This window comes from Arsenophonus apicola (assembly GCF_020268605.1).
GTDB lineage: Bacteria > Pseudomonadota > Gammaproteobacteria > Enterobacterales > Enterobacteriaceae > Arsenophonus > Arsenophonus apicola.
The window spans coordinates 15,824-34,098 of sequence record NZ_CP084224.1 but is presented as its reverse complement, the minus strand read 5'-3'; the positions used below and the strand labels follow the sequence as shown (position 1 = coordinate 34,098).

At 37.2% G+C, this 18,275-nt stretch carries 22 protein-coding genes and 6 pseudogenes; 10 read left to right on the top strand and 18 right to left on the bottom strand.

All coding sequences use genetic code 11. From position 1 onward, the window contains the following. Positions 1 to 16: 16 nt before the first annotated feature. Positions 17 to 376 carry a hypothetical protein gene (locus LDL57_RS16360; protein WP_180559738.1) on the bottom strand — a complete coding sequence of 120 codons (360 nt, stop codon included), beginning with the start codon at positions 374 to 376 and terminating at the stop codon, positions 17 to 19. 29 nt (positions 377 to 405) lie between these two features. Then, positions 406 to 690: a hypothetical protein gene (locus LDL57_RS16355; RefSeq protein WP_225507766.1), complete on the bottom strand. Its 285-nt coding sequence runs from the start codon at positions 688 to 690 to the stop codon at positions 406 to 408. A gap of 77 nt (positions 691 to 767) precedes the next feature. Between LDL57_RS16355 and LDL57_RS16350 the strand changes: the two are divergent. Further along, positions 768 to 1,293 (top strand): annotated as a pseudogene (locus tag LDL57_RS16350) (lipocalin family protein). Here LDL57_RS16350 and pilV read toward each other — a convergent pair. Then, the gene (gene pilV / locus LDL57_RS16345; protein ID WP_225507764.1) at positions 1,281 to 2,558 is read right to left on the bottom strand and encodes a shufflon system plasmid conjugative transfer pilus tip adhesin PilV; all 1,278 of its coding nucleotides are present in this window, start codon (positions 2,556 to 2,558) and stop codon (positions 1,281 to 1,283) included. The pseudogene LDL57_RS16350 and the gene pilV overlap by 13 nt on opposite strands. A 386-nt stretch (positions 2,559 to 2,944) precedes the next feature. On the opposite strand from pilV, the gene LDL57_RS16340 reads away from it, so the two are divergent. The 6 genes and pseudogenes from LDL57_RS16340 to LDL57_RS16315 form a co-directional block, all read left to right on the top strand. Next, positions 2,945 to 3,223, top strand: a complete 279-nt coding sequence (locus LDL57_RS16340) for a type II toxin-antitoxin system TacA family antitoxin (protein WP_225507762.1) — start codon at positions 2,945 to 2,947, stop codon at positions 3,221 to 3,223. Further along, complete coding sequence (locus tag LDL57_RS16335; protein WP_225507760.1) at positions 3,220 to 3,744, top strand: GNAT family N-acetyltransferase; 525 nt, start codon at positions 3,220 to 3,222, stop codon at positions 3,742 to 3,744. The genes LDL57_RS16340 and LDL57_RS16335 overlap by 4 nt, the downstream gene beginning before the upstream one ends. Positions 3,745 to 3,783: 39 nt before the next feature. Continuing rightward, on the top strand, positions 3,784 to 4,008 hold the full coding sequence (locus LDL57_RS16330; RefSeq protein WP_225507758.1) for a hypothetical protein: 225 nt from the start codon (positions 3,784 to 3,786) through the stop codon (positions 4,006 to 4,008). A 17-nt stretch (positions 4,009 to 4,025) separates the two neighbouring features. Further along, complete coding sequence (locus LDL57_RS16325) at positions 4,026 to 5,192, top strand: alpha-hydroxy-acid oxidizing protein (protein ID WP_225507858.1); 1,167 nt, start codon at positions 4,026 to 4,028, stop codon at positions 5,190 to 5,192. Positions 5,193 to 5,235: 43 nt separating this feature from the next. Then, positions 5,236 to 6,390 (top strand): annotated as a pseudogene (locus LDL57_RS16320) (IS3 family transposase). A 27-nt stretch (positions 6,391 to 6,417) separates the two neighbouring features. After that, positions 6,418 to 6,684, top strand: a pseudogene (locus LDL57_RS16315) (DUF1440 domain-containing protein); the annotation flags it as partial. Positions 6,685 to 6,911: 227 nt separating this feature from the next. Here the strand turns inward: LDL57_RS16315 and LDL57_RS16310 are convergent. Then, positions 6,912 to 7,763 (bottom strand): Vmh family MBL fold metallo-hydrolase, encoded by an 852-nt coding sequence (locus LDL57_RS16310; RefSeq protein WP_225507856.1) that lies wholly within the window; start codon positions 7,761 to 7,763, stop codon positions 6,912 to 6,914. Positions 7,764 to 8,519: 756 nt separating this feature from the next. Between LDL57_RS16310 and LDL57_RS16305 the strand changes: the two genes are divergently transcribed. After that, positions 8,520 to 9,173 (top strand): dioxygenase family protein, encoded by a 654-nt coding sequence (locus tag LDL57_RS16305; RefSeq protein WP_225507854.1) that lies wholly within the window; start codon positions 8,520 to 8,522, stop codon positions 9,171 to 9,173. Positions 9,174 to 9,842: 669 nt separating this feature from the next. Here the strand turns inward: LDL57_RS16305 and LDL57_RS16300 are convergent. The 14 genes and pseudogenes from LDL57_RS16300 to LDL57_RS16235 form a co-directional block, all read right to left on the bottom strand. Beyond that, positions 9,843 to 9,941, bottom strand: a pseudogene (locus tag LDL57_RS16300) (recombinase family protein); the annotation flags it as partial. Between the two features lie 530 nt (positions 9,942 to 10,471). Next, on the bottom strand, positions 10,472 to 10,726 hold the full coding sequence (locus LDL57_RS16295) for a bacteriocin immunity protein (protein WP_225507842.1): 255 nt from the start codon (positions 10,724 to 10,726) through the stop codon (positions 10,472 to 10,474). Position 10,727: 1 nt separating this feature from the next. Next, positions 10,728 to 11,144: pseudogene (locus LDL57_RS18225) on the bottom strand (HNH endonuclease signature motif containing protein). A 148-nt stretch (positions 11,145 to 11,292) separates the two neighbouring features. Beyond that, positions 11,293 to 11,421, bottom strand: a complete 129-nt coding sequence (locus LDL57_RS17865; RefSeq protein WP_255653931.1) for a hypothetical protein — start codon at positions 11,419 to 11,421, stop codon at positions 11,293 to 11,295. 3 nt (positions 11,422 to 11,424) lie between these two features. Beyond that, entirely contained in the window at positions 11,425 to 12,090 is a 666-nt protein-coding gene (locus tag LDL57_RS16280; RefSeq protein WP_225507850.1) for a hypothetical protein, read from the bottom strand. A gap of 43 nt (positions 12,091 to 12,133) precedes the next feature. Further along, complete coding sequence (locus tag LDL57_RS16275) at positions 12,134 to 12,649, bottom strand: prepilin peptidase (protein ID WP_225507848.1); 516 nt, start codon at positions 12,647 to 12,649, stop codon at positions 12,134 to 12,136. A 74-nt stretch (positions 12,650 to 12,723) separates the two neighbouring features. Then, positions 12,724 to 12,981, bottom strand: a complete 258-nt coding sequence (locus LDL57_RS16270) for a bacteriocin immunity protein (RefSeq protein WP_225507846.1) — start codon at positions 12,979 to 12,981, stop codon at positions 12,724 to 12,726. A gap of 1 nt (position 12,982) precedes the next feature. Beyond that, a pseudogene (locus tag LDL57_RS16265) lies at positions 12,983 to 13,708 on the bottom strand (pyocin-S2/colicin E7-DNase domain-containing protein); the annotation flags it as partial. 30 nt (positions 13,709 to 13,738) lie between these two features. After that, positions 13,739 to 13,996 carry an immunity protein gene (locus tag LDL57_RS16260; protein WP_225507844.1) on the bottom strand — a complete coding sequence of 86 codons (258 nt, stop codon included), beginning with the start codon at positions 13,994 to 13,996 and terminating at the stop codon, positions 13,739 to 13,741. Between the two features lie 2 nt (positions 13,997 to 13,998). Next, positions 13,999 to 14,796, bottom strand: coding sequence for an S-type pyocin domain-containing protein (locus tag LDL57_RS16255; protein WP_225507862.1), 798 nt, complete (start codon positions 14,794 to 14,796; stop codon positions 13,999 to 14,001). Positions 14,797 to 14,817: 21 nt separating this feature from the next. Continuing rightward, positions 14,818 to 15,081, bottom strand: a complete 264-nt coding sequence (locus LDL57_RS16250) for an immunity protein (RefSeq protein WP_225507860.1) — start codon at positions 15,079 to 15,081, stop codon at positions 14,818 to 14,820. A 528-nt stretch (positions 15,082 to 15,609) separates the two neighbouring features. Next, a complete protein-coding gene (locus tag LDL57_RS16245; RefSeq protein ID WP_225507842.1) occupies positions 15,610 to 15,864 on the bottom strand; it encodes a bacteriocin immunity protein in 255 nt (84 codons plus the stop codon). A gap of 1 nt (position 15,865) precedes the next feature. Next, positions 15,866 to 16,093 carry an HNH endonuclease signature motif containing protein gene (locus LDL57_RS16240; RefSeq protein WP_375141967.1) on the bottom strand — a complete coding sequence of 76 codons (228 nt, stop codon included), beginning with the start codon at positions 16,091 to 16,093 and terminating at the stop codon, positions 15,866 to 15,868. Between the two features lie 131 nt (positions 16,094 to 16,224). Beyond that, the gene (locus LDL57_RS16235; protein WP_225507838.1) at positions 16,225 to 16,629 is read right to left on the bottom strand and encodes a hypothetical protein; all 405 of its coding nucleotides are present in this window, start codon (positions 16,627 to 16,629) and stop codon (positions 16,225 to 16,227) included. Positions 16,630 to 17,268: 639 nt separating this feature from the next. On the opposite strand from LDL57_RS16235, the gene LDL57_RS16230 reads away from it, so the two are divergent. Both LDL57_RS16230 and LDL57_RS16225 read left to right on the top strand, forming a co-directional pair. Beyond that, entirely contained in the window at positions 17,269 to 17,913 is a 645-nt protein-coding gene (locus LDL57_RS16230) for an AAA family ATPase (protein WP_225507836.1), read from the top strand. A gap of 36 nt (positions 17,914 to 17,949) precedes the next feature. Beyond that, positions 17,950 to 18,216 carry a ribbon-helix-helix domain-containing protein gene (locus LDL57_RS16225; protein WP_225507833.1) on the top strand — a complete coding sequence of 89 codons (267 nt, stop codon included), beginning with the start codon at positions 17,950 to 17,952 and terminating at the stop codon, positions 18,214 to 18,216. Positions 18,217 to 18,275: the final 59 nt, after the last annotated feature.

Genomic DNA, 18,275 nt, shown 5'->3' with positions numbered 1-18,275 from the left:
ATCATCCTTATCATAGTTAGGCTGGATTCAATTTCGATGGAAAGCTAATCACAAATTCATCAGCATCTCCTTTGCCGAGACTAAAGAGAGGCTTTAGGCGTTCTTCTAACTCAAATTCATTTCTGAAAGCGCGCACATCACGAATAAAGCAGGACATATACAGGTACTTCTCATCTTTGAACATGCCTTGCAAATCCTCTCCATGCAAAAGTACATAATTACTGATGCGGTCGTACAAATCAGGATCTTTTACTGTAATTTCTGCGCCAATATCTGCTATCACTTTATCTGTTTTCAAATAGTCCCATAGGATAACTTCCCTGCCAATCCGGGTATTAAAGCGTTCTTTATCGGATTTACTGAATTTTCCATTCATTTTTCAACCTCTCATTTTGCCAAATTGTTTCATGATGTCGCTGACAACAGCCGGATCTGCTGTTGGACATCCGCCAAGAAAATCTCGCCGTTTAACAAAAGTTTTCCATGGACGAAAACCATGCCGACCAAATTTTTTAAGTGAAAAAATTTACGCACAGCGCCATTGCATTCACTTTGATTGTTACCTTGTAATTTTCCGTACATACACAACACAACGGTACACGGGTCATCAGAATCAATTTTTTCCTGGGCAGAAAGGGGGTAACTGGCTGCAAGTAATAGCCATGCAGCCGATAAAAAGGTTTTTTTCATAACAACTTTCCTATTTGGTTTGTTTGAATTACGCTGATTGCGTATTTGATGCAAAATGCTTATAAGGATGACGAGACATGAAAATATTGAGAAATCTCTATTTACTAATATCTTCTTTGCTATCTCTGTCTTGTAGCGTGTCGGCGCCAAAGGGTGTAAAAGCTGTAGAAAATTTTGATTTGAATCAATATCTCGGGCTCTGGTACGAAATTGCCCGACTAGACAATCGTTTTGAGCGTGGCTTAGAACGGGTTACCGCCAATTACATGCTTAATCCCGACGGGAGCGTGAAAGTCATTAATCGGGGATTTTGCCCGAGCTGCATCAATGGCGAAAAAGTATAGGTAAAGCAAAATTTATAGGTTCCCCGAAAAAGGGTCACTGAAAGTTTCTTTCTTCTGGCCGTTCTATGGTGGCTACCATGTGATAGCGCTCCATCCAGAATATCGTTATGCCTTGGTGGCAGGACCAAGTCGAAACTATTTATGGCTGCTTTCACGCACACCCAGGCTCGAGACGGCGGAAACGGAGTCTTTGCTAAATCTTGCCAGAGAACTTAATTTCCCCGTTGATAAATTGATATGGGTGAATCAGGATGCGTAGAATTTTTTAATTAATGCAAATTGCTTCACATTGGAAGTGCACAAAACTCGGCGGGCTACCCGATAAAATCCAGTTTTATGCTCATCTGGTTTCACATGACAGGCGACATTGCTAAAATATTGCCCCGGCAAGTTAAATCCAGCAATCGCACAGAACTCGTGTGAGCCAATATTTTTAGCACCTGAATTGGTTTTATGATAGGAAACAGGACCCAGTCCAGTCGTTTTGGTCCACCTGCCGGTTTGACAGGAAAGAACTGCCCCTTTAGCATCCCGACTCACTAATCCACTGGTTGGACAGGACGAACCTTCAACGACGACTTTCTCGAGCTGTAAAAAATCTCCGGTTGATAAGCGGCCCTCTGCGCGAACCGTACCGCCTTTTAACTGTCCTCCAGTATAAATACTTTTGTTGTTGACAGCGCGTATCCACTCTTTATCCGTCATATAAAATCCGCCCCCATGTTTGGTATTTATCCAACCTTTATTATCCTGCGTGACCAGCCAGCCACCCTGACTTTTTATATCCCCGTTTGCGGTGACGGTTTTACTAAAAACCCCTTCTTTGGCATTAACAGCATTGGCATTATTAAGATTGTTACCACCCATATCGATATGGGTGTGCATACGGTTTAACTCAGGCTTGTGCTTTACCTGAAAACGATACAGCCGGTCGCTTTCCTGCAACACGCTACCCAATATTTCTGACGATAGGGCTATGGCAATATGTCCAAATCGACAATCAAGGCCAAAATCCTTTGGCTGGCTTATCCAGCCACCGTAAGCCCCGATGGCGAGGTTTCTTTCATCCACAAACCCACCCATACCGTTAATTTGAGCGGCGATACGGCGCATCCCTTTTTCGGTTAGATTTTCACCATTAACACTACAGGTTAATGCCTGCAAGGCGGGAGGTCTTTTCTGGTTGTTTCTGACAATCCCAGTGACGTATTGTTGACCAAAGGGGTTTTTGTCGGAAAAACCTTTCTGGAGATATCCTTTTTTAATGAGCAGGGCATTATTAAGCGTAGATTTTGGTTGTGTTAACAGTTCATCATAATGGTCAGCGATATAGTGCTTCGCAGCTTCATTAAACTCGCTGAAATGGCGAGCGGAAACTATCCACTCCTGTTCTTCCAGAAATTCGCTGTATTTTTCAGCACCCCACAACGCGAGCAAGGCCATAATCACCAGGACGCCGAGAACTTCCAACGCGATAAATCCTCGGTCGATTTCTTTTATTCTGTTTTGATGTATTTTTGACATAGGTGTTCCTCGTAATTATAACGAATCGTTTTTAAAGTGGACTTAAAGGAGGTAGGAAGGCGGCAACACTTAATTTGCTAAAATAGGATGCTATTTAACATAATGGTGGTTATCGGCACTTGGATTTTAGCTTTCAGGCAAAAATTACCGCGAAAGGCTTAAAAAGACACGTTTTCTCATCGGAAAAATACAATTTTTGAATATAACATTTTGTTAACAATTGACCGTTATTCAAGTTCACGCGATTTTGGGGCCAAAAGGGTTATTTTTGGGCACTTTCTCTGTTCATCCAGAAAAAATACGGAAATCCAGCGCTGACATAAAACCTTGAAAACACACATACCTTAATGTACACTTTTAAAGTGCACAAAAAGGAGGGTTTAACTATGCCTCAAATACCTGTTGAAAATAATGATCGTATGTCGTTACGTATAGCCTCAGAAGAAAAATCGTTGTTAATACGTGCAGCGGCTTTACAACACACCAACTTGACTGAGTTTGTACTCCGCAATGTGCTGTCAGTGGCACGGAAGATTATCGATGAAAATGAGCGGCTGAATCTGACCAGAAGAGACAGTTTGCATGTTATGGAACTTTTAGATAATCCTCCGGCACCTAATGACAAATTGATGGCTGCAGCATTTGCCTTACCTAAAAAATCATGACCCTGCCAATCTGGCACGAGGAGCCAATAGGAAAAAAACATAATCGGGGTGATTTCAACTGTGGAAATGAGGTGTTGAATCAGTTTCTATATCGTCACGCCAGGCAAAATCATGAAAAAGGTGGAGCAAAAACCTATCTTGCTGTTAACGAACACAATGAAAAAATATTGGGCTACTACTGCCTAAGTCCAGCTTCCATTGCTTATGAGGATGTCCCTGAGGTGATTAAACGCGGTCTGGCTCGACATGATGTGCCAGTCTTTCGACTTGGTCGTCTAGCTGTAGACTTTTCAGTTCAGGGGCTCGGGCTAGGCGGTCAGCTATTGCTGGCCGCTGGAAGAAGGTGCTTATTGGTTGCTACTCAGGTTGGTGGAGTTGCCTTAGTGATTGATGCCAAAAATGAACGTGTTGCACAGTGGTATGCCAGTTATGGAGCCATTCCATTATTGGATGCCAAGTCAACCTTAATGTTACCATTTAAAACGCTCCATGCAGCGCTGAGTGCCGCAGGGAAACTTTAAACTACAAGAAATCCCCTATTTGGGGATACAAGTGTATCAATGCTGCCCCTGAACACAAAAACGGGGCAAAGGGCAGGCGGCGAAAGTCGTCATCCTGCTGCCACTACAATGTTGGGTGTATTATTTTATGAAAGCCAAAAAAATAATGAAAGAATTGAGCGTTATGCAAACGCCTATCAATTTCAACAGGAGGTATTAAAAAGGCTACCTGCAAAAATCCAAAAACAATTTGAAGAAGAAGCGACAAAATTACTTAACGAATAATTTAAAGGAAATAATTTATGAATGCTTTTATCAAAGTGTTATTGCTTGGTTTCTTGGTTTTATGCTGTAATCTTACTATTAAAGCAGAACCCCTTAAAACAATAAGTTCATCAGAAAAGAAAATTAAAATAATCAATTTATATGAATTAGAAAAAGAAGCCGCTGAAAAACTTAGCATAGGCGCTTTAGGATATGTTAAAGGGGGTTCGGAAGATGAGATTACCTTAAGGGACAATACCGAATCATTTAATAGAAAAAATATTATCCCAAATGGTTTAACTGGGTTAAATGAAGTTGCTCTAAAAACTAAACTATTCGGTATTGATTTGGCTAGCCCAATAATATTGGCGCCAATGGCAGCGCATGGGTTAGTTCATCAAGAAGCAGATAAAGATACTATTAAAGGAACTAGAAAAGCAGGCACAATAATGTCAATTAGCACTTATTCGAGTGTGCCTATCGAGAAAATTGCCGAAAGTGCGCCTAACGCGCCTTTTTTCTTCCAGTTATATATGAGTAAAGATAATAACTTCAATGAATATATTATAAAAAAAGCTAAAAAAGCTGGAGCAAAAGCTATTATTCTTACTATTGATTCTGGAGTGCCAGGTAATCGTGAAGCAGATATTAGAAATAATTATGAATACTCTGTCAAAACACCAAATGTTACAGAATTTTATGCTGGTAAGACTGTTACGCAAAGTGAAGCCAGGGCAATGAGAAAATTGGGATTTTCCGCCGAAGATATTAGTTACATAAAAAAAATTAGCGGACTTCCTGTTATTGTCAAAGGTATTGAATCACCAGAAGCAGCAAAAATAGCTATAGATGCCAGGGCAGATGGCATTTGGGTCTCTAATCATGGTGGTCGCCAATTAGATGGCGCGCCGTCGACATTCAACATGCTACCACATATCGCTAAAGTTGTTCAAAAAAGAGTTCCTATTATTTTTGATAGCGGCGTAAGAAGAGGAAGTCATGTTTTTAAAGCATTAGCTAATGGCGCTGATATTGTCGCTATAGGCAGACCCGCGTTATATGGCTTGGCATTAGGAGGAGCTGATGGAGTTTACAGTGTATTCCAACACCTAAACGAAGAGCTTGAGACAGTGATGATTTTAGCAGGCACAGAGAATGTTGAGGCAGTTAAGAATAATCATTTGTTTGATCCAAATAAACCTTAAAATAAAGTGTAGTGGCATAATGAATTTGGCCACCTAAGTAGAGGTGATATGCTTGCCTCATAATTTTCATAGGTGCCAAAATGAGCAAAATTACACCCACCAAGAAGCAGCGAAAGCGATGAATGTAAGTCTTTCAGCTATACGCCGATGGGTAAAAGCCCTTCGTTTAGAGCACAATGGAAAATCCTCGCTTGGTCTGCCAGTAACGCCGGAAAACGTTGAGTTCATGTCAATGAAGAAAAGAATTCAACGCCTAGAAATGGAGAATGACATCTTAAAAAAGGCTACTGCGCTCTTAATGTCGGACTCACTGAAAAATTCTCGGTAGTTAATATGCTAAGCGCGCGTTATCCGGTAAAAACATTATGTCGTCTTTTTCGTATTCACCGAAGCAGTTATCGTTATTGGTCTCAACCGAAATCGCCAGATGCTGAACGGACAGTAAAGCGTAGCCTGGTCAGCGAAGCCTGGAACATCAGTGGTGGGTCCGCTGGCGCAAGGAGTATCGCCACGATGGTTACCAATACATTCGGGGTTAAACTGGGTCGTTGGCTGGCCGGTAAACTAATGAAAGAGTTAAACCTTGTTAGTTGCCAAACACGAAAACATCAATACAAGCGTGGAGGCGATGAGCGCATTGATATTCCAAACCTTCTTAACAGAGAATTTGCTGTCGCCGGACCAGACCAGACCAGGTCTGGTGTGGAGATGTAACCTATATTTGGACAGGGGAACGATGGGCATATCTGGCGGTAGTATTGGATTTGTTTGCCCGAAAACCTGTTGGTTGGCAATGTCATTTTCACCCGATTCACAATTAACAACCAGAGCCCTGCAAATGGCTTGTGAGCGGCGTGGTCATCCCAGACAGGTTGTGTTTCATAGTGACCAGGGAAGCCATTATACCAGTCGTCAATATAGGCAGGTATTATGGCGTTATCAGATAACCCAAAGCCTGAGACGCCGAGGAAATTGTTGGGATAATAGCCTAATGGAGGGATTTTTCCGTAGTCTGAAGACCGAATGGGTGCCGACAACGGGTTACCCAAGTTTTAGTGTCGCTCAGTCAGCCATTATTCGCTACATAACCCACTACTATAGCGATGTAAGACCACATTGGTATAACGGTGGATTAACGCCAAATCAATCAGAACGACTGTTCCGTCAACAGTCATTCAGGGACGGTGGCCAAATTTAATTGACCACTACAGTGTATATATCAGGGCTATTTCCAAAAATAAGACTTTGGTATGGAGCAGTTTATGGATTAATAATAACATTAGTTATGCACGGAATACTTATACCTGCGTTAGGTTTTAGACACCCTATATACTTGAATGGTAAAAATGGATGGTTGTGGAATTTGAATAAATTCGAAGTTTTAAGTGAATTCATCGGGCATGTTTGTTGGTCTATATCAATTGAAATAACTCTTATTGCGGTATTAGCAACATTATCAAAACCATTGAAAGGTAGTTGGATAAGTAATTGACAATTAAGTTAATGATACCCAAAAATAGCGAGTTTTGATAAAACTAATAATGGCAGTAAAAACACACAAAACAGGGTAAATGGCGGAAAACGAAAGTCGACATCTTGTCACCACCGTTTTCGATACCTTAATCTTCTTGCAACAAATAGAGGTTCTACACCAGAACCTCAAATAATAAAAATACTTTATTAAAACATTAAAGTGCATAGATTAATAGTAAATAAGAATTACCATTTAACTTCACCAGTATTCACTTTCGCGCTAAGTTCTAACGAGCTTTTTTCGGCAAGTTGAGGATAAGCAGCCACCATAGTTTTTATGACATCATTAGAATCTTTATGATTTTCTAATGCTTTTTCAAATTTTTCCAAATAATCAATGGTGAATTTTATTGCCAGGTCTCCTTTTGGCCTTTCACCGAGGTAGTGACCAGGTATTACTGTTAGAGGTTTAAGATTTTCCATTTCTTTAAGGGTATTAACCCAAGAGTTTCTACTATCAATTGTTTGATTATCTGCTGTCCATACATGTATACCTGATGAAATACTAGTGCCGCCTAAAATAGCTTTATTGGCAGGTATCCAAACGTAAGCGGAAGATTTATTTGAATGATGTAATTCTAATGGCTCACCATCTACTGTAAATATGGTTTCCGCTGTAACTTGAGGAACAATCAGTTTTTTTGGTGCTCCGTCTCTAATTTTAGGTGACCAATATTTTAACTTAGCATCTTTAGTAGCAAGAATATGTTCGACCACTTTAGGTGAAGCAACAACTTTTGCTTCTGGAAAAGCTTTAGCTAGGGGGGCAAGGCCAAAATAGAAATCAGGATCACCTGAAGTAATAATAATTTGTTTAAGGACTTTTCTGCTATTTTTGATTAACTCGACAAGTTTTTCACCATCTTTCGTATTAAATTGCGCATCAAATAAAATTGCTTCCGTAGGTCCACTAACTAAAGTTGAAGACACAGGAAAAATTCCATTTTCTTGCGGATTATAAACACTGAGATGCAAAGGTTCTGCAAATAAAGAAAAGCTTAAAAAAGTTAATAAGAATAAAATATTTTTTATGTTCATCGATATCCCTCTATTATATACTTACAAAATTAACCTAACATAAATCCGACTTGCGTCTATTAAATGATAGCAGGTGATTTTAGTCGAAAGATTTGTGGGCAATTTGTGCCCGATTTACGCTATTTAAATGTTGTTCTGCACAGCAACCTAACAAATCAGAGATAGCTATCCGATCAATATCCTAATAAATAAATTGAAAAAAAAGACTATAAAGATTTTATAGTCAGTTTTTATTTTTAAAAATTTAATAATATAAATTATATTAATTTTTCATCTACCTTTTATGAAATTTATTTTTAGCCGAACTTACTTTATCTTTTAAGTAATCTTTGGTTTTTTCTGTTGCACATTTAGCTTTATTGGTTAACTCATTATTTTTATTTCTAACACTCATGATACACCTCAGTGACAATTAAAAGTAAATAATGTCACTTTTATTATAGCTCATAATTTTCTATTATGAAATATAATTATAAAGTTAAAAAATAGGTTTAATTTTATTATAAATCAATAAGTAATCTAAAAATAGAATAAATAATGTGTAGTCCTATTTAATTCAATTATTAAAATAATGAGAATAACATTATCAATTATTTACTCTAATAGGAATTGAACTAAAAATTTCGGAAATTTATTTCAAAAGTCTTTTATTAAAAAGCTATAAATATTTAGATAATTATAGCTTTTTTGAAATAACTTATTTTTAATTCTATTGTTACATAAATAAGTGAAACTTTAAGTAGGAGAGCTTAAACTATGAAATCAAGAAGATTATTTTTAAAATATATCATGACGGCGATTGGTTTTTCATCCTTTTTAGCTTATATAAAAAGTTCTTATGCTGTCTTGAATAAAAACTATACTTTTGATGATAATCTATTCTGTAAAAAAACACCCAAGCAAATCCCTGGACCATATTATAGAAATTTAACTCTAGTTAGAAGGCATATAATAGACTCACAAGAAGGAATACCATTATTAATAAAATTTAAAGTTGTAGATGTTTCAAAAAACTGTAAACCAGTTAAAAATTTATGTGTAAATATATGGCATTGTAATTCAGAAGGACACTACTCAGGTTGGGATTTCATCAATCCAAATTTAGAAGTAATGAGCGATGATATTGGTAGTGTTCCAAGAACAGATGAAAAAAATTTTCTAAGAGGTTCTCAGTTAACAGATTCCTCTGGTTTTGTTAGGTTTACTACTATTTATCCAGGCTTCTACGCTGGAAGGGCTACACATATTCATTTTACTATCACTGAGTGTTTAGAAAAAAAAGAGGAGGTATTAGTAAGTCAATTATATTTTCCAGAAGATATGAATATAGAAGTCTATAAAAGCAAATATTATCCAGCAGAGAGATTAACAGAATTAATAATAAGGAAGATGATTATTACAAAAATATGAATGGGAGAAAATTAGTTTTAAATGTTAAAAAATTATCAAATGATATCAATGATGGTCTATATGGTGAAATGACAATTTATATAAATTCAAATGAAAAGAGTTTGACTTATTAATTAATATATTTAGGTTCTATTTAGAAAACCAAGCAATTAAGAGCCTTTTTAATTGTTCTCAAATGGACAAAATAGAGGACTTATTAAGCAATAGTGATAGAATAATAACTATTACTTAACCCATCAATAATTTCAAAAATATTTGCAAATTTTAAAAATAATGTTATTAATTATATTTATATTTTAAACGTAATTTATTTTAGTTTAACTTAATGTAAAGGTTAATAATTATGAGCTTAATACAAAAAATTTCGATCCTTTCTTTTGTTATTATTAATATCAGCTACGCAACGAGCTCATGGTCACATAATTATTATCCAGACTGTTATGTAAAAATGGGAAAAATATGCTGTTTGGATGAGAATGGGAATGAACATTGTAGACCAAAAATAAGTGAATAATAAAGAAACAGATTAAAAAAACAATTTTTTAAGAAAAAACATTAAGTGATTACCGCTCTTTAAACAGTTTCAGATAATTGTGGGGTCTGAAGCCCAATCGTACGAAAACGTACGCTAAGTACATTTATTAACCATTCTAGCTAACTCTATGAATTATAAAAACCACTGGCAATGGCCGTTTTTTCGATGTCAGCCTGACGTGTCAGATCCTGCTCTGATATGCTGACCCTTTCATAGATGCGAGCAATTTTCATTTACGGTAGCCATGAGTATAGGTAATTTGGCTATCGTAAAAGAGGTGGCTAAGAATGGCAATCTGCGATTTAAATTGGCTGGTTAATTTTTGGCTATTTAAAATGACCGCTTAACGGCGTTTACTGTTCCGTTGCTCCCTAAACCCCGATATTTTCCTTTTTGAGGAGAAAACTTTTACTTCATTCATACAGATGTTATGTAAATATTAAATTTATAAACTAATATTAAAATCGGATTTAAATTTTATTTATAAGAGAATTATATGAACAAATTATGCAAAGTATTTGTAACCATATGTTTTATCGGAACAAGTTTTTTTTCTATATCAAATCCTAATAATGGTATTGACCCAGCAAATCCTCGTTGTACTTACAAACCTGGGAAAGTTTGTTGCATTGATGAAAATGGACAAGAACGTTGCATCCCTTAAAATGAATAATGAATTAGAACTAACAGACCTCTTCTTTATTACAAGGAAGAGGTAAATTTATGTTTATAACTGGGTTGAAGGATTTTAATCCTAGTGTCTTTATTCAGGCTTGAACCCTGGTTTACCGTTTTTGGCGCGCCATTCTTTTATTATTCCAACTACATCTTCGGGACCTTCATTACCTTTTTCTGGGTAATATAACAAATCAGATCCAGAAGGATGTTCAGATAGTCTCTCAAACTCCATAACAGCGTTAATATGATCTTCCTCTGTTGGATAAATGTCGTTATAAATACCTCTGACGAATTTAAGAAACTCTTTTTCTGTATAATCAGAAATAATCTTATTAGTCATATTATTTATCTCTTGTTTTGGAATGGATTTCTAAATGTCGTTTAGGGGTTACTACACTAAGATTATCTACATCATAGACAGCTCCATTATTTTTTATAGGATTTATGTGATGAAGTTCAGCTTTAATTCTTTTCCCAGCGCGTTCAACTTTACGCACAAATGGCGATCTTCCATTTTTGAGGGTTGCTTAATTACCAGGGTCAAATTGCCCACTCAACTCCGGATCTTTAGCTACCTCTTGCCAAAAAGTCTTACGGAACTGATCGAAATTGGCAAATTCTTTACCTCTTAGTTTATCAGCTATCTGGCTAGGTATTGGCGCGCCAAGTTCTTCTCCTGCTTTATCTAACCAAATTCCAGTTATTACCTTTCCGTTACCTGTCACCACTCCAGGCAGGTAGCAAGGGTTATTAAACATCACATAAAGGGGTTGATAACCGTTTTCAAGGGGAGGCACGGTGACCGGTGTTTCGACATCAGGCGGAATAAGGTTAGGATAAACCCTGACAATAGGGTTTTTGACAGGTTGGTTGTTACCGGTGTTAAGTATCACCACCTGTTGTTTTTCAGGGTGCATCGTTAAGGCCAATTGTTTTTGCAGGAACAGAAAGAGAAAGGAACTGGTCAAGGGTTTTGCCTTGTGCTAAATCACTGCCTTCTCCCGCTTTAGGTGGATAAAGAATAGAGGCCACCACAAATCATCTTGATACCGCCATCGCGGCAGTGTCCGCTGCCGCACTTAATGGCGCAAGGTTAGCTGCTGCACTTGATAACAGACGAGAAGCCGATGCGTTAAGCGTATTTATCGCATTAGTAAATTGGTTGAGTAACGAAACGCCTGAAGGGTTGGTCAATACCAAACTGCCGGCACCAGCAGAAGACAAAACCGGTGCTATTTGAGCTGAGTTACCGATGATGGCTAATGAATTAGACTTTTTAAGTAAAGTGCGGGCATGATTTTCTTCTTCATTTAACTTCCCCTTCATGAAAGCTTCTTGTTTTATAGCATAATCAAACGCGGGATTACCAAATGTTGGATATAAATTTTCCAGACTGGAAAAACCGCTTAACGGATTTAAGGGGGTTACCGGCGATGCCCTTACCACGATAACGTCATCCGCCCCCCGTTTTACTCTTTTTTTCTGATTATCGACTGTACTGAGTATTCTTTCTTTTTGCCGCTGCTGATGCAATAAATAATCAGGGTGAAACCCGGTATTCCCTCTGCTTTCTTTATCGGATTTTTCGGGGGCTACATCATAAGATGAGGGGGTGTCAGCAGGATTATTCTCATCCTTTTCTGTTTTGTTTTTGTCTTCATTCAAATAAGATGGATAACTAATCGGCGTGTGGGTTATTTTCATTATTATTTAATCTGTTACTGCTTTGTGAAACATAATAAAAATCTTATAACACAAGTTTTACAGGAAGAACCAGTAATTTAAAGTAACAGTGTATCAATGCCGCCACTGAACACAAAAAAGGAGCAAAGGTCAGGCGGCGAAAGTCGTCATCCTGCTGCCACCGTTTTGGATACCCTAATCTTCTTGCTAGCAAAACAAACCCCGCCAAAAAGACAGCACCTATAATGACCCAGAGCACAATAGGCAAGGAAAGCCACATCCCCAATATCGCCATCAGGTACACATCACCCAAACCAAACTTTGGGTGACCCTCTTTATTATGAGCTAAGGCTCGCAGTCCAAAAAGCACAGCAAAGAGAATTAACGCGGTGAGTAGAGAGGGTAATACACTCTCTGGGGAGAGCAAAAAACGAAACCCAGAGCCAATTAACCCAAACGCCAGCGTGAAGCAGCGAGGTAGACAACGACTCGCTGCATCCAGATAGAAAAACAAGGCCAAAAACGCGTAAAATATTAACGAAAACAGGGTATGCGTTATAGTGGGACAACCGAATGCCATTGTCCGGCGTAGAACCCCGTAATAAACATATTTTATGTTTATTACGGGGCTGAAGGATTTTAATCCTAGTGTCTTTATTCAGGCTTGAACCCTGGTTTACCGTTTTTTTCTCGCCATTCTTTAACTTCTTTAACAACCCCTTCGGGGGTGTCTTCCCTATTTTCTTTAGGATAGTAAATAAGATCGGATCCATCAGGATGTTCGCTTAGTCTTTTGAATTCAAGAATGTTTCTTACATCCTCTTTTTCTGAAGTATTTTCCACATCAAACAATTTTCTAACCAAGCCTAAAAATTCTTTTTCTGTGTAATCAGAAATGTTTTTTTTATTCATCTTATTTACTCTCTTTATGGATATCAATATGACGTCTGGGTGTCACTATACTTAAGTTATCGACATTATAAACTTCCCCGCCATTTTTAATGTAATTTATATGATGTATTTCATACTTAACTTTTGCACCCACTTGCTCACTTTCTCTTGGTGATGGAGCTTTGCCGTTTCTCATATTTCCTAAATTACCGGATTTAAACTGCCCACTCAACTCCGGATCTTTAGCTACCTCTTGCCAAAAAGTCTTACGGAACTGATCGAAACTGGCAAATTCTTTACCTCTTAATTTATCCTCTATCTGGCTAGGTATTGGCGCGCCTAGTTCTTCTCCTGCTCTATCTAACCAATTTCCAGTTATTTCCTTTCCGTTACCTGTCACCACTCCAGGCAGGTAGCGAGGGTTATTAAACATCACATAAAGGGGTTGATAACTGTTCTCAAGGGGAGGCACGGTGACCGGTGTTTCGACATCAGGCGGAATGAGATTAGGATAAACCCTGACAATGGGGGTTTTGACAGGTTGGTTGTTACCGGTGTTAAGTATTACCACCTGTTGTTTTTCAGGGTGCAGTAATGGTCCTAACCCTTGAGTACCTGGGGCGTTAATGGGGCTGATTAATAGGGTTCTGCCCTGATTGCCTTGTTCATCAGGTAAGGTAATGCCATAAAGTCCGGTGGCAGGGTTAATAACGCTTTCTACTACCCAGACTCGCGCCCCCTTGCCGCCTTTACCTGTTTCTGTCTCCCAGTGATTGGGTTATTTTATACCGTATTTTTTTTCAGTAACAAACTTTGGCTCTTTCCAGTTAGGGCCTTTAACAACTTTTCCATTAACTTCGCTAAATACTCCCTTTTCAAATAACTCATCATAAGTAGAAGAGAGCTCGCCGCTGGTTACCACTTCAAATCTATTATAAGTATATAATCTATCTAATTGCCTAAAATCGCATGTTGTGCCGAGAAAGGTTAAAACATCTTTCACGCTTTCATTTTTTATTATTTCTTTTAAAGACATGATTAGCCCCCTTTCAAAGCAGATTTTAACTCTTGCTCATATGCATATTGTATAGCTTCTTCTGTATAAAGAGGTTCATTTTTTTCGTTAATTTTATAATCCTCTAAAGCCGCTGTATGAGTGTTATTCCAAACCGATTTCTTCTCTATTATACTTTTTGGTAATTCACCATCCTTAATACCAAGATTCCTGTAGCGCTCCAATTCTCTAATTTCATGAGTATAGAATCGTTTATCGATATCAGTCGCCTGCATTTTCCCTTGTGAAATTTTTTCTAATCTATCTATCATTACTCTATTTTCAGGTGCATCACCAAAGCGACTAGTGTGCAGCTTAACCTTATTTATGCCAGCCTGGTCAATAATTGCAGTACGCCAGTCCAAATCAAGAATAGGTCCTCCTGCTCTATCTGTGTGGAAGTATCGACCACTATATTTTCCTTTGGCGTTAGTTTCTCCATAATGATTATTAAACATCACATAAAGGGGTTGATAACCGTTTTCAAGGGGAGGCACGGTGACCGGTGTTTCGACATCAGGCGGAATAAGGTTAGGATAAACCCTGACAATAGGGTTTTTGACAGGTTGGTTGTTACCGGTGTTAAGTATTACCACCTGTTGTTTTTCAGGGTGCAGTAATGGCCCTAACCCTTGAGTACCTGGGGCGTTAATGGGGTTGATTAATACAGTTCTACCCTGATTGCCCTGTTCATCAGGCAAGGTAATGCCATACAGTCCGGTGGCGGGGTTAATAACGCTTTCTACTACCCAGACTCGCGCCTCCTTGCCACCCTTGCCTATTTCTGTCTCACAGTGATTGGGTTATTTTATACCGTATTTTTTTTCAGTAACAAACTTTGGCTCTTTCCAATTAGGGCCTTTTTCGGGTAAAGGACTTGAGGTTTTCTTTAATTTACCTTCATTAAAAAGCCGATGATGGGTTTGTAATAATTCTCCAGTAGCCGCAACTTCAAAATTATATTTGACATACATCCTATCAATAGTTGGATATGGTGTGCGTAGGGCAAAATATAAAAGAACATCTTCAACACTCTCATTTTTATAAATATTTTCTAGATCTATCATCATTTATTCTCTTCTGACGTCCAATATGCTTCTTCAGCATTAGGTGTGTACAAAGGTTGCGTTTTCTCATTAATCTTATAGTCTTCATATCTTTATTTATGTTTTTAATCGTATCATCAGGTAATTTCATTCTCGCCTCACACATTGATGATGCAGAAACAGGTTTACATTGAGGTAATGATATATTTTCCCGATTACAGTCATCCCATATTTCATTAATAATATAAGAATATCCATGATTATTTTTTCCTGAAATGATTTTCATGAGAAATAAAACGATCAATTTGGTATCTATGGTTCTTTTCCTTTTTTGCCATAAACTGTCAATGTTTGAGCATGATTTGACGAAAGCCGTATGCAAAAGCTGATATAGCTCCATGAACTATCCTTTTCACTTAAATTTGAATAAATGATCTCAAGAATATATCACGTAGGAGGCTTAACCGAATGCCATTGTCCGGCGTAGAACCCCGTAATAAACATATTTTATGTTTATTACGGGGTTGAAGGATTTTAATCCTAGTGTCTTTATTCAGGCTTGAACCCTGGTTTACCGTTTTTGGCGCGCCATTCTTTTATTATTCCAACTACATCTTCGGGACCTTCATTACCTTTTTCTGGGTAATATAACAAATCAGATCCAGAAGGATGTTCAGATAGTCTCTCAAACTCCATAACAGCGTTAATATGATCTTCCTCTGTTGGATAAATGTCGTTATAAATACCTCTGACGAATTTAAGAAACTCTTTTTCTGTATAATCAGAAATAATCTTATTAGTCATATTATTTATCTCTTGTTTTGGAATGGATTTCTAAATGTCGTTTAGGGGTTACTACACTAAGATTATCTACATCATAGACAGCTCCATTATTTTTTATAGGATTTATGTGATGAAGTTCAGCTTTAATTCTTTTCCCAGCGCGTTCAACTTTACGCACAAATGGCGATCTTCCATTTTTGAGGGTTGCTAAATTACCAGGGTCAAATTGCGGGACAAACGGGAAAACAATACGATTGTATGTTTTGGTGCTTCACAGACAAGCACTCGGAAGGTAGACTTTTTCATAGCCTTACTCCTATCTAATGTAGGTTTAGGGTTAGCTGGCTGTTCGGGTTGCCTCCCGTTCAGTCAGCGCGCAAATTATCCTTGGTTAATTTTAACTTTATCTGATATACCATTTCTGCTGTAAACCGATGTCCATTCAATCGACTGAACTCTTGTCCAATCAACTTTCACAGCATATTTTTTATTTACTCTAAATTCACCTCTGCTAATTCGTTCTATTAAACCAGCAAAAATCAAAAAATTAATATTATTATTGAAAGTTTGTAATTTAAGATCGTTTGCCTTCAAAAAAGCAGCTTTAGTTTTCGAACCGTAAGCAACAACGTTTTCATAGTTCATGTTTAATAACATGAAATTAAAAATTTTATATTGAGTGGCATTTATCCCTTTAACACGACACAGATCACGTATATAAACCTTAACAAATTCAGGTTCTGTTAAAATCTCGCCAGTAAGATGATCTATATACGTTGAAGCCATTAAACTCTCCATTAAATACCGATTTATAAGTATCATAGTAATAAAACCGCTTTCTGTAAATACTTTTTTTAAAGTATTAAAGATACCTATTAATTATAGTTATACTTCTTGGCGGTAACTTAAATACTTCTCAACGGTAATTTGAATACCCAACACAATGATTTTAAATACTGCCTAGCGGTATTAATATTGGCTATAAGCCTTGTAAACACTAAATTCGTTATTCTTATCTTAAATCTTTCGAAAATATTTTCAGAAAACTCAGTAGCAACAGATTAACCTCCTCTTCCTCGTCAACGCTGTTCGGTGCTCGCAATCTAATTTGAGGAAACCGAATTAACAAAAAACCATCCAAAAAATCCTTAAAATTAAAACACCCACCGCTCGCCACAGCCAAGTGACCGAGCAACGCGAGCAAACGGGCGAGGAAGCGGAAGATAACCGAAATTTAAGAAGAGCATGGTCACTTGGAAATCAAAAAAACATTAACTCAATTGCATAAAATGGGAAATTAGCTCAAACAAAAGGATATATTTTTAGTATTAATTAAATATTAAAAATAAATTATTTTAAACTTGTTTCATTTTTTTTTAAGACTATAATAATATTTAATTAATATTAAAATAAGGTGAAATTGGCATGATATTAACTGTCGGAAATACCAAAGGGGGTGTTGGAAAAACAACTCTAGCTATAAATATAGCAGCCGCCAGAGCAATACAAGGAAAAGATGTTTTTTTGATTGATGCCGATCGACAAAAAACAGCACAAACAGCAATTAGTATCCGCGCTAATAACGAAATTACTCCAGGTATCGCATGCTCATCATATTCTGACGGGCCAATTCTTCGTTCTCAGTTACTGCAGCAAAAAGATAAATATGATGATGTCATTATTGATGCCGGAGGTAGAGACTCGACTGCACTAAGAGCCGCGCTTATTTTAAGTGATATTCTTCTAATTCCTTATCGCCCTGGCAGTTTTGATGTTTGGGCACTACAAGACATATCAGATTTAATTTCAGAAGCCAGAAGTATTAGAGATGGACTACAAGTGTATTGCATCATTAATGCTGCTGATGCTAATCCTAACTCTATAGATAATAAAGATGCGTCAGAAATTATTTTAGATTATCCAGAACTTAAATTTATCCCGCATCATATTGTTGGTAGAAAAGCTTTTTCTAATGCAGCTGGATCGGGGTTATGTGTTTTTGAAATAAAACCTCAAGATGAGAAGGCAAACAAAGAATTACATACTATTATGAATATATTATATAAATAGCATATTCATATTAAAACAACATTGGATTAATATTAAATGGCAATTCAAAAACCCCCAAAAAGAAATGATGAAAAACATGATAAATCGCTAGAAAAATTTATCAACTCAGCGCCAGATTCCTTAATACAAAGAAAAGGAGTAAAGAAAGGCAAAAAGCAACAAATAACAGTCACAATAACTCCAGAAATAATAGAACAGCTAGATAAAAAAGCAGAAGAAACTGGCCTATCGCGAGCTGCTTTAATAAATATAGGAATTAGACATATTCTAAATCAAGGTACAACTGTAGGTGGAAAAGAATAAAAAAGCCGCGAAAGCAGCTTTTTTATAAGAAAGCTAATAAAAATTATTTTTTAATATTA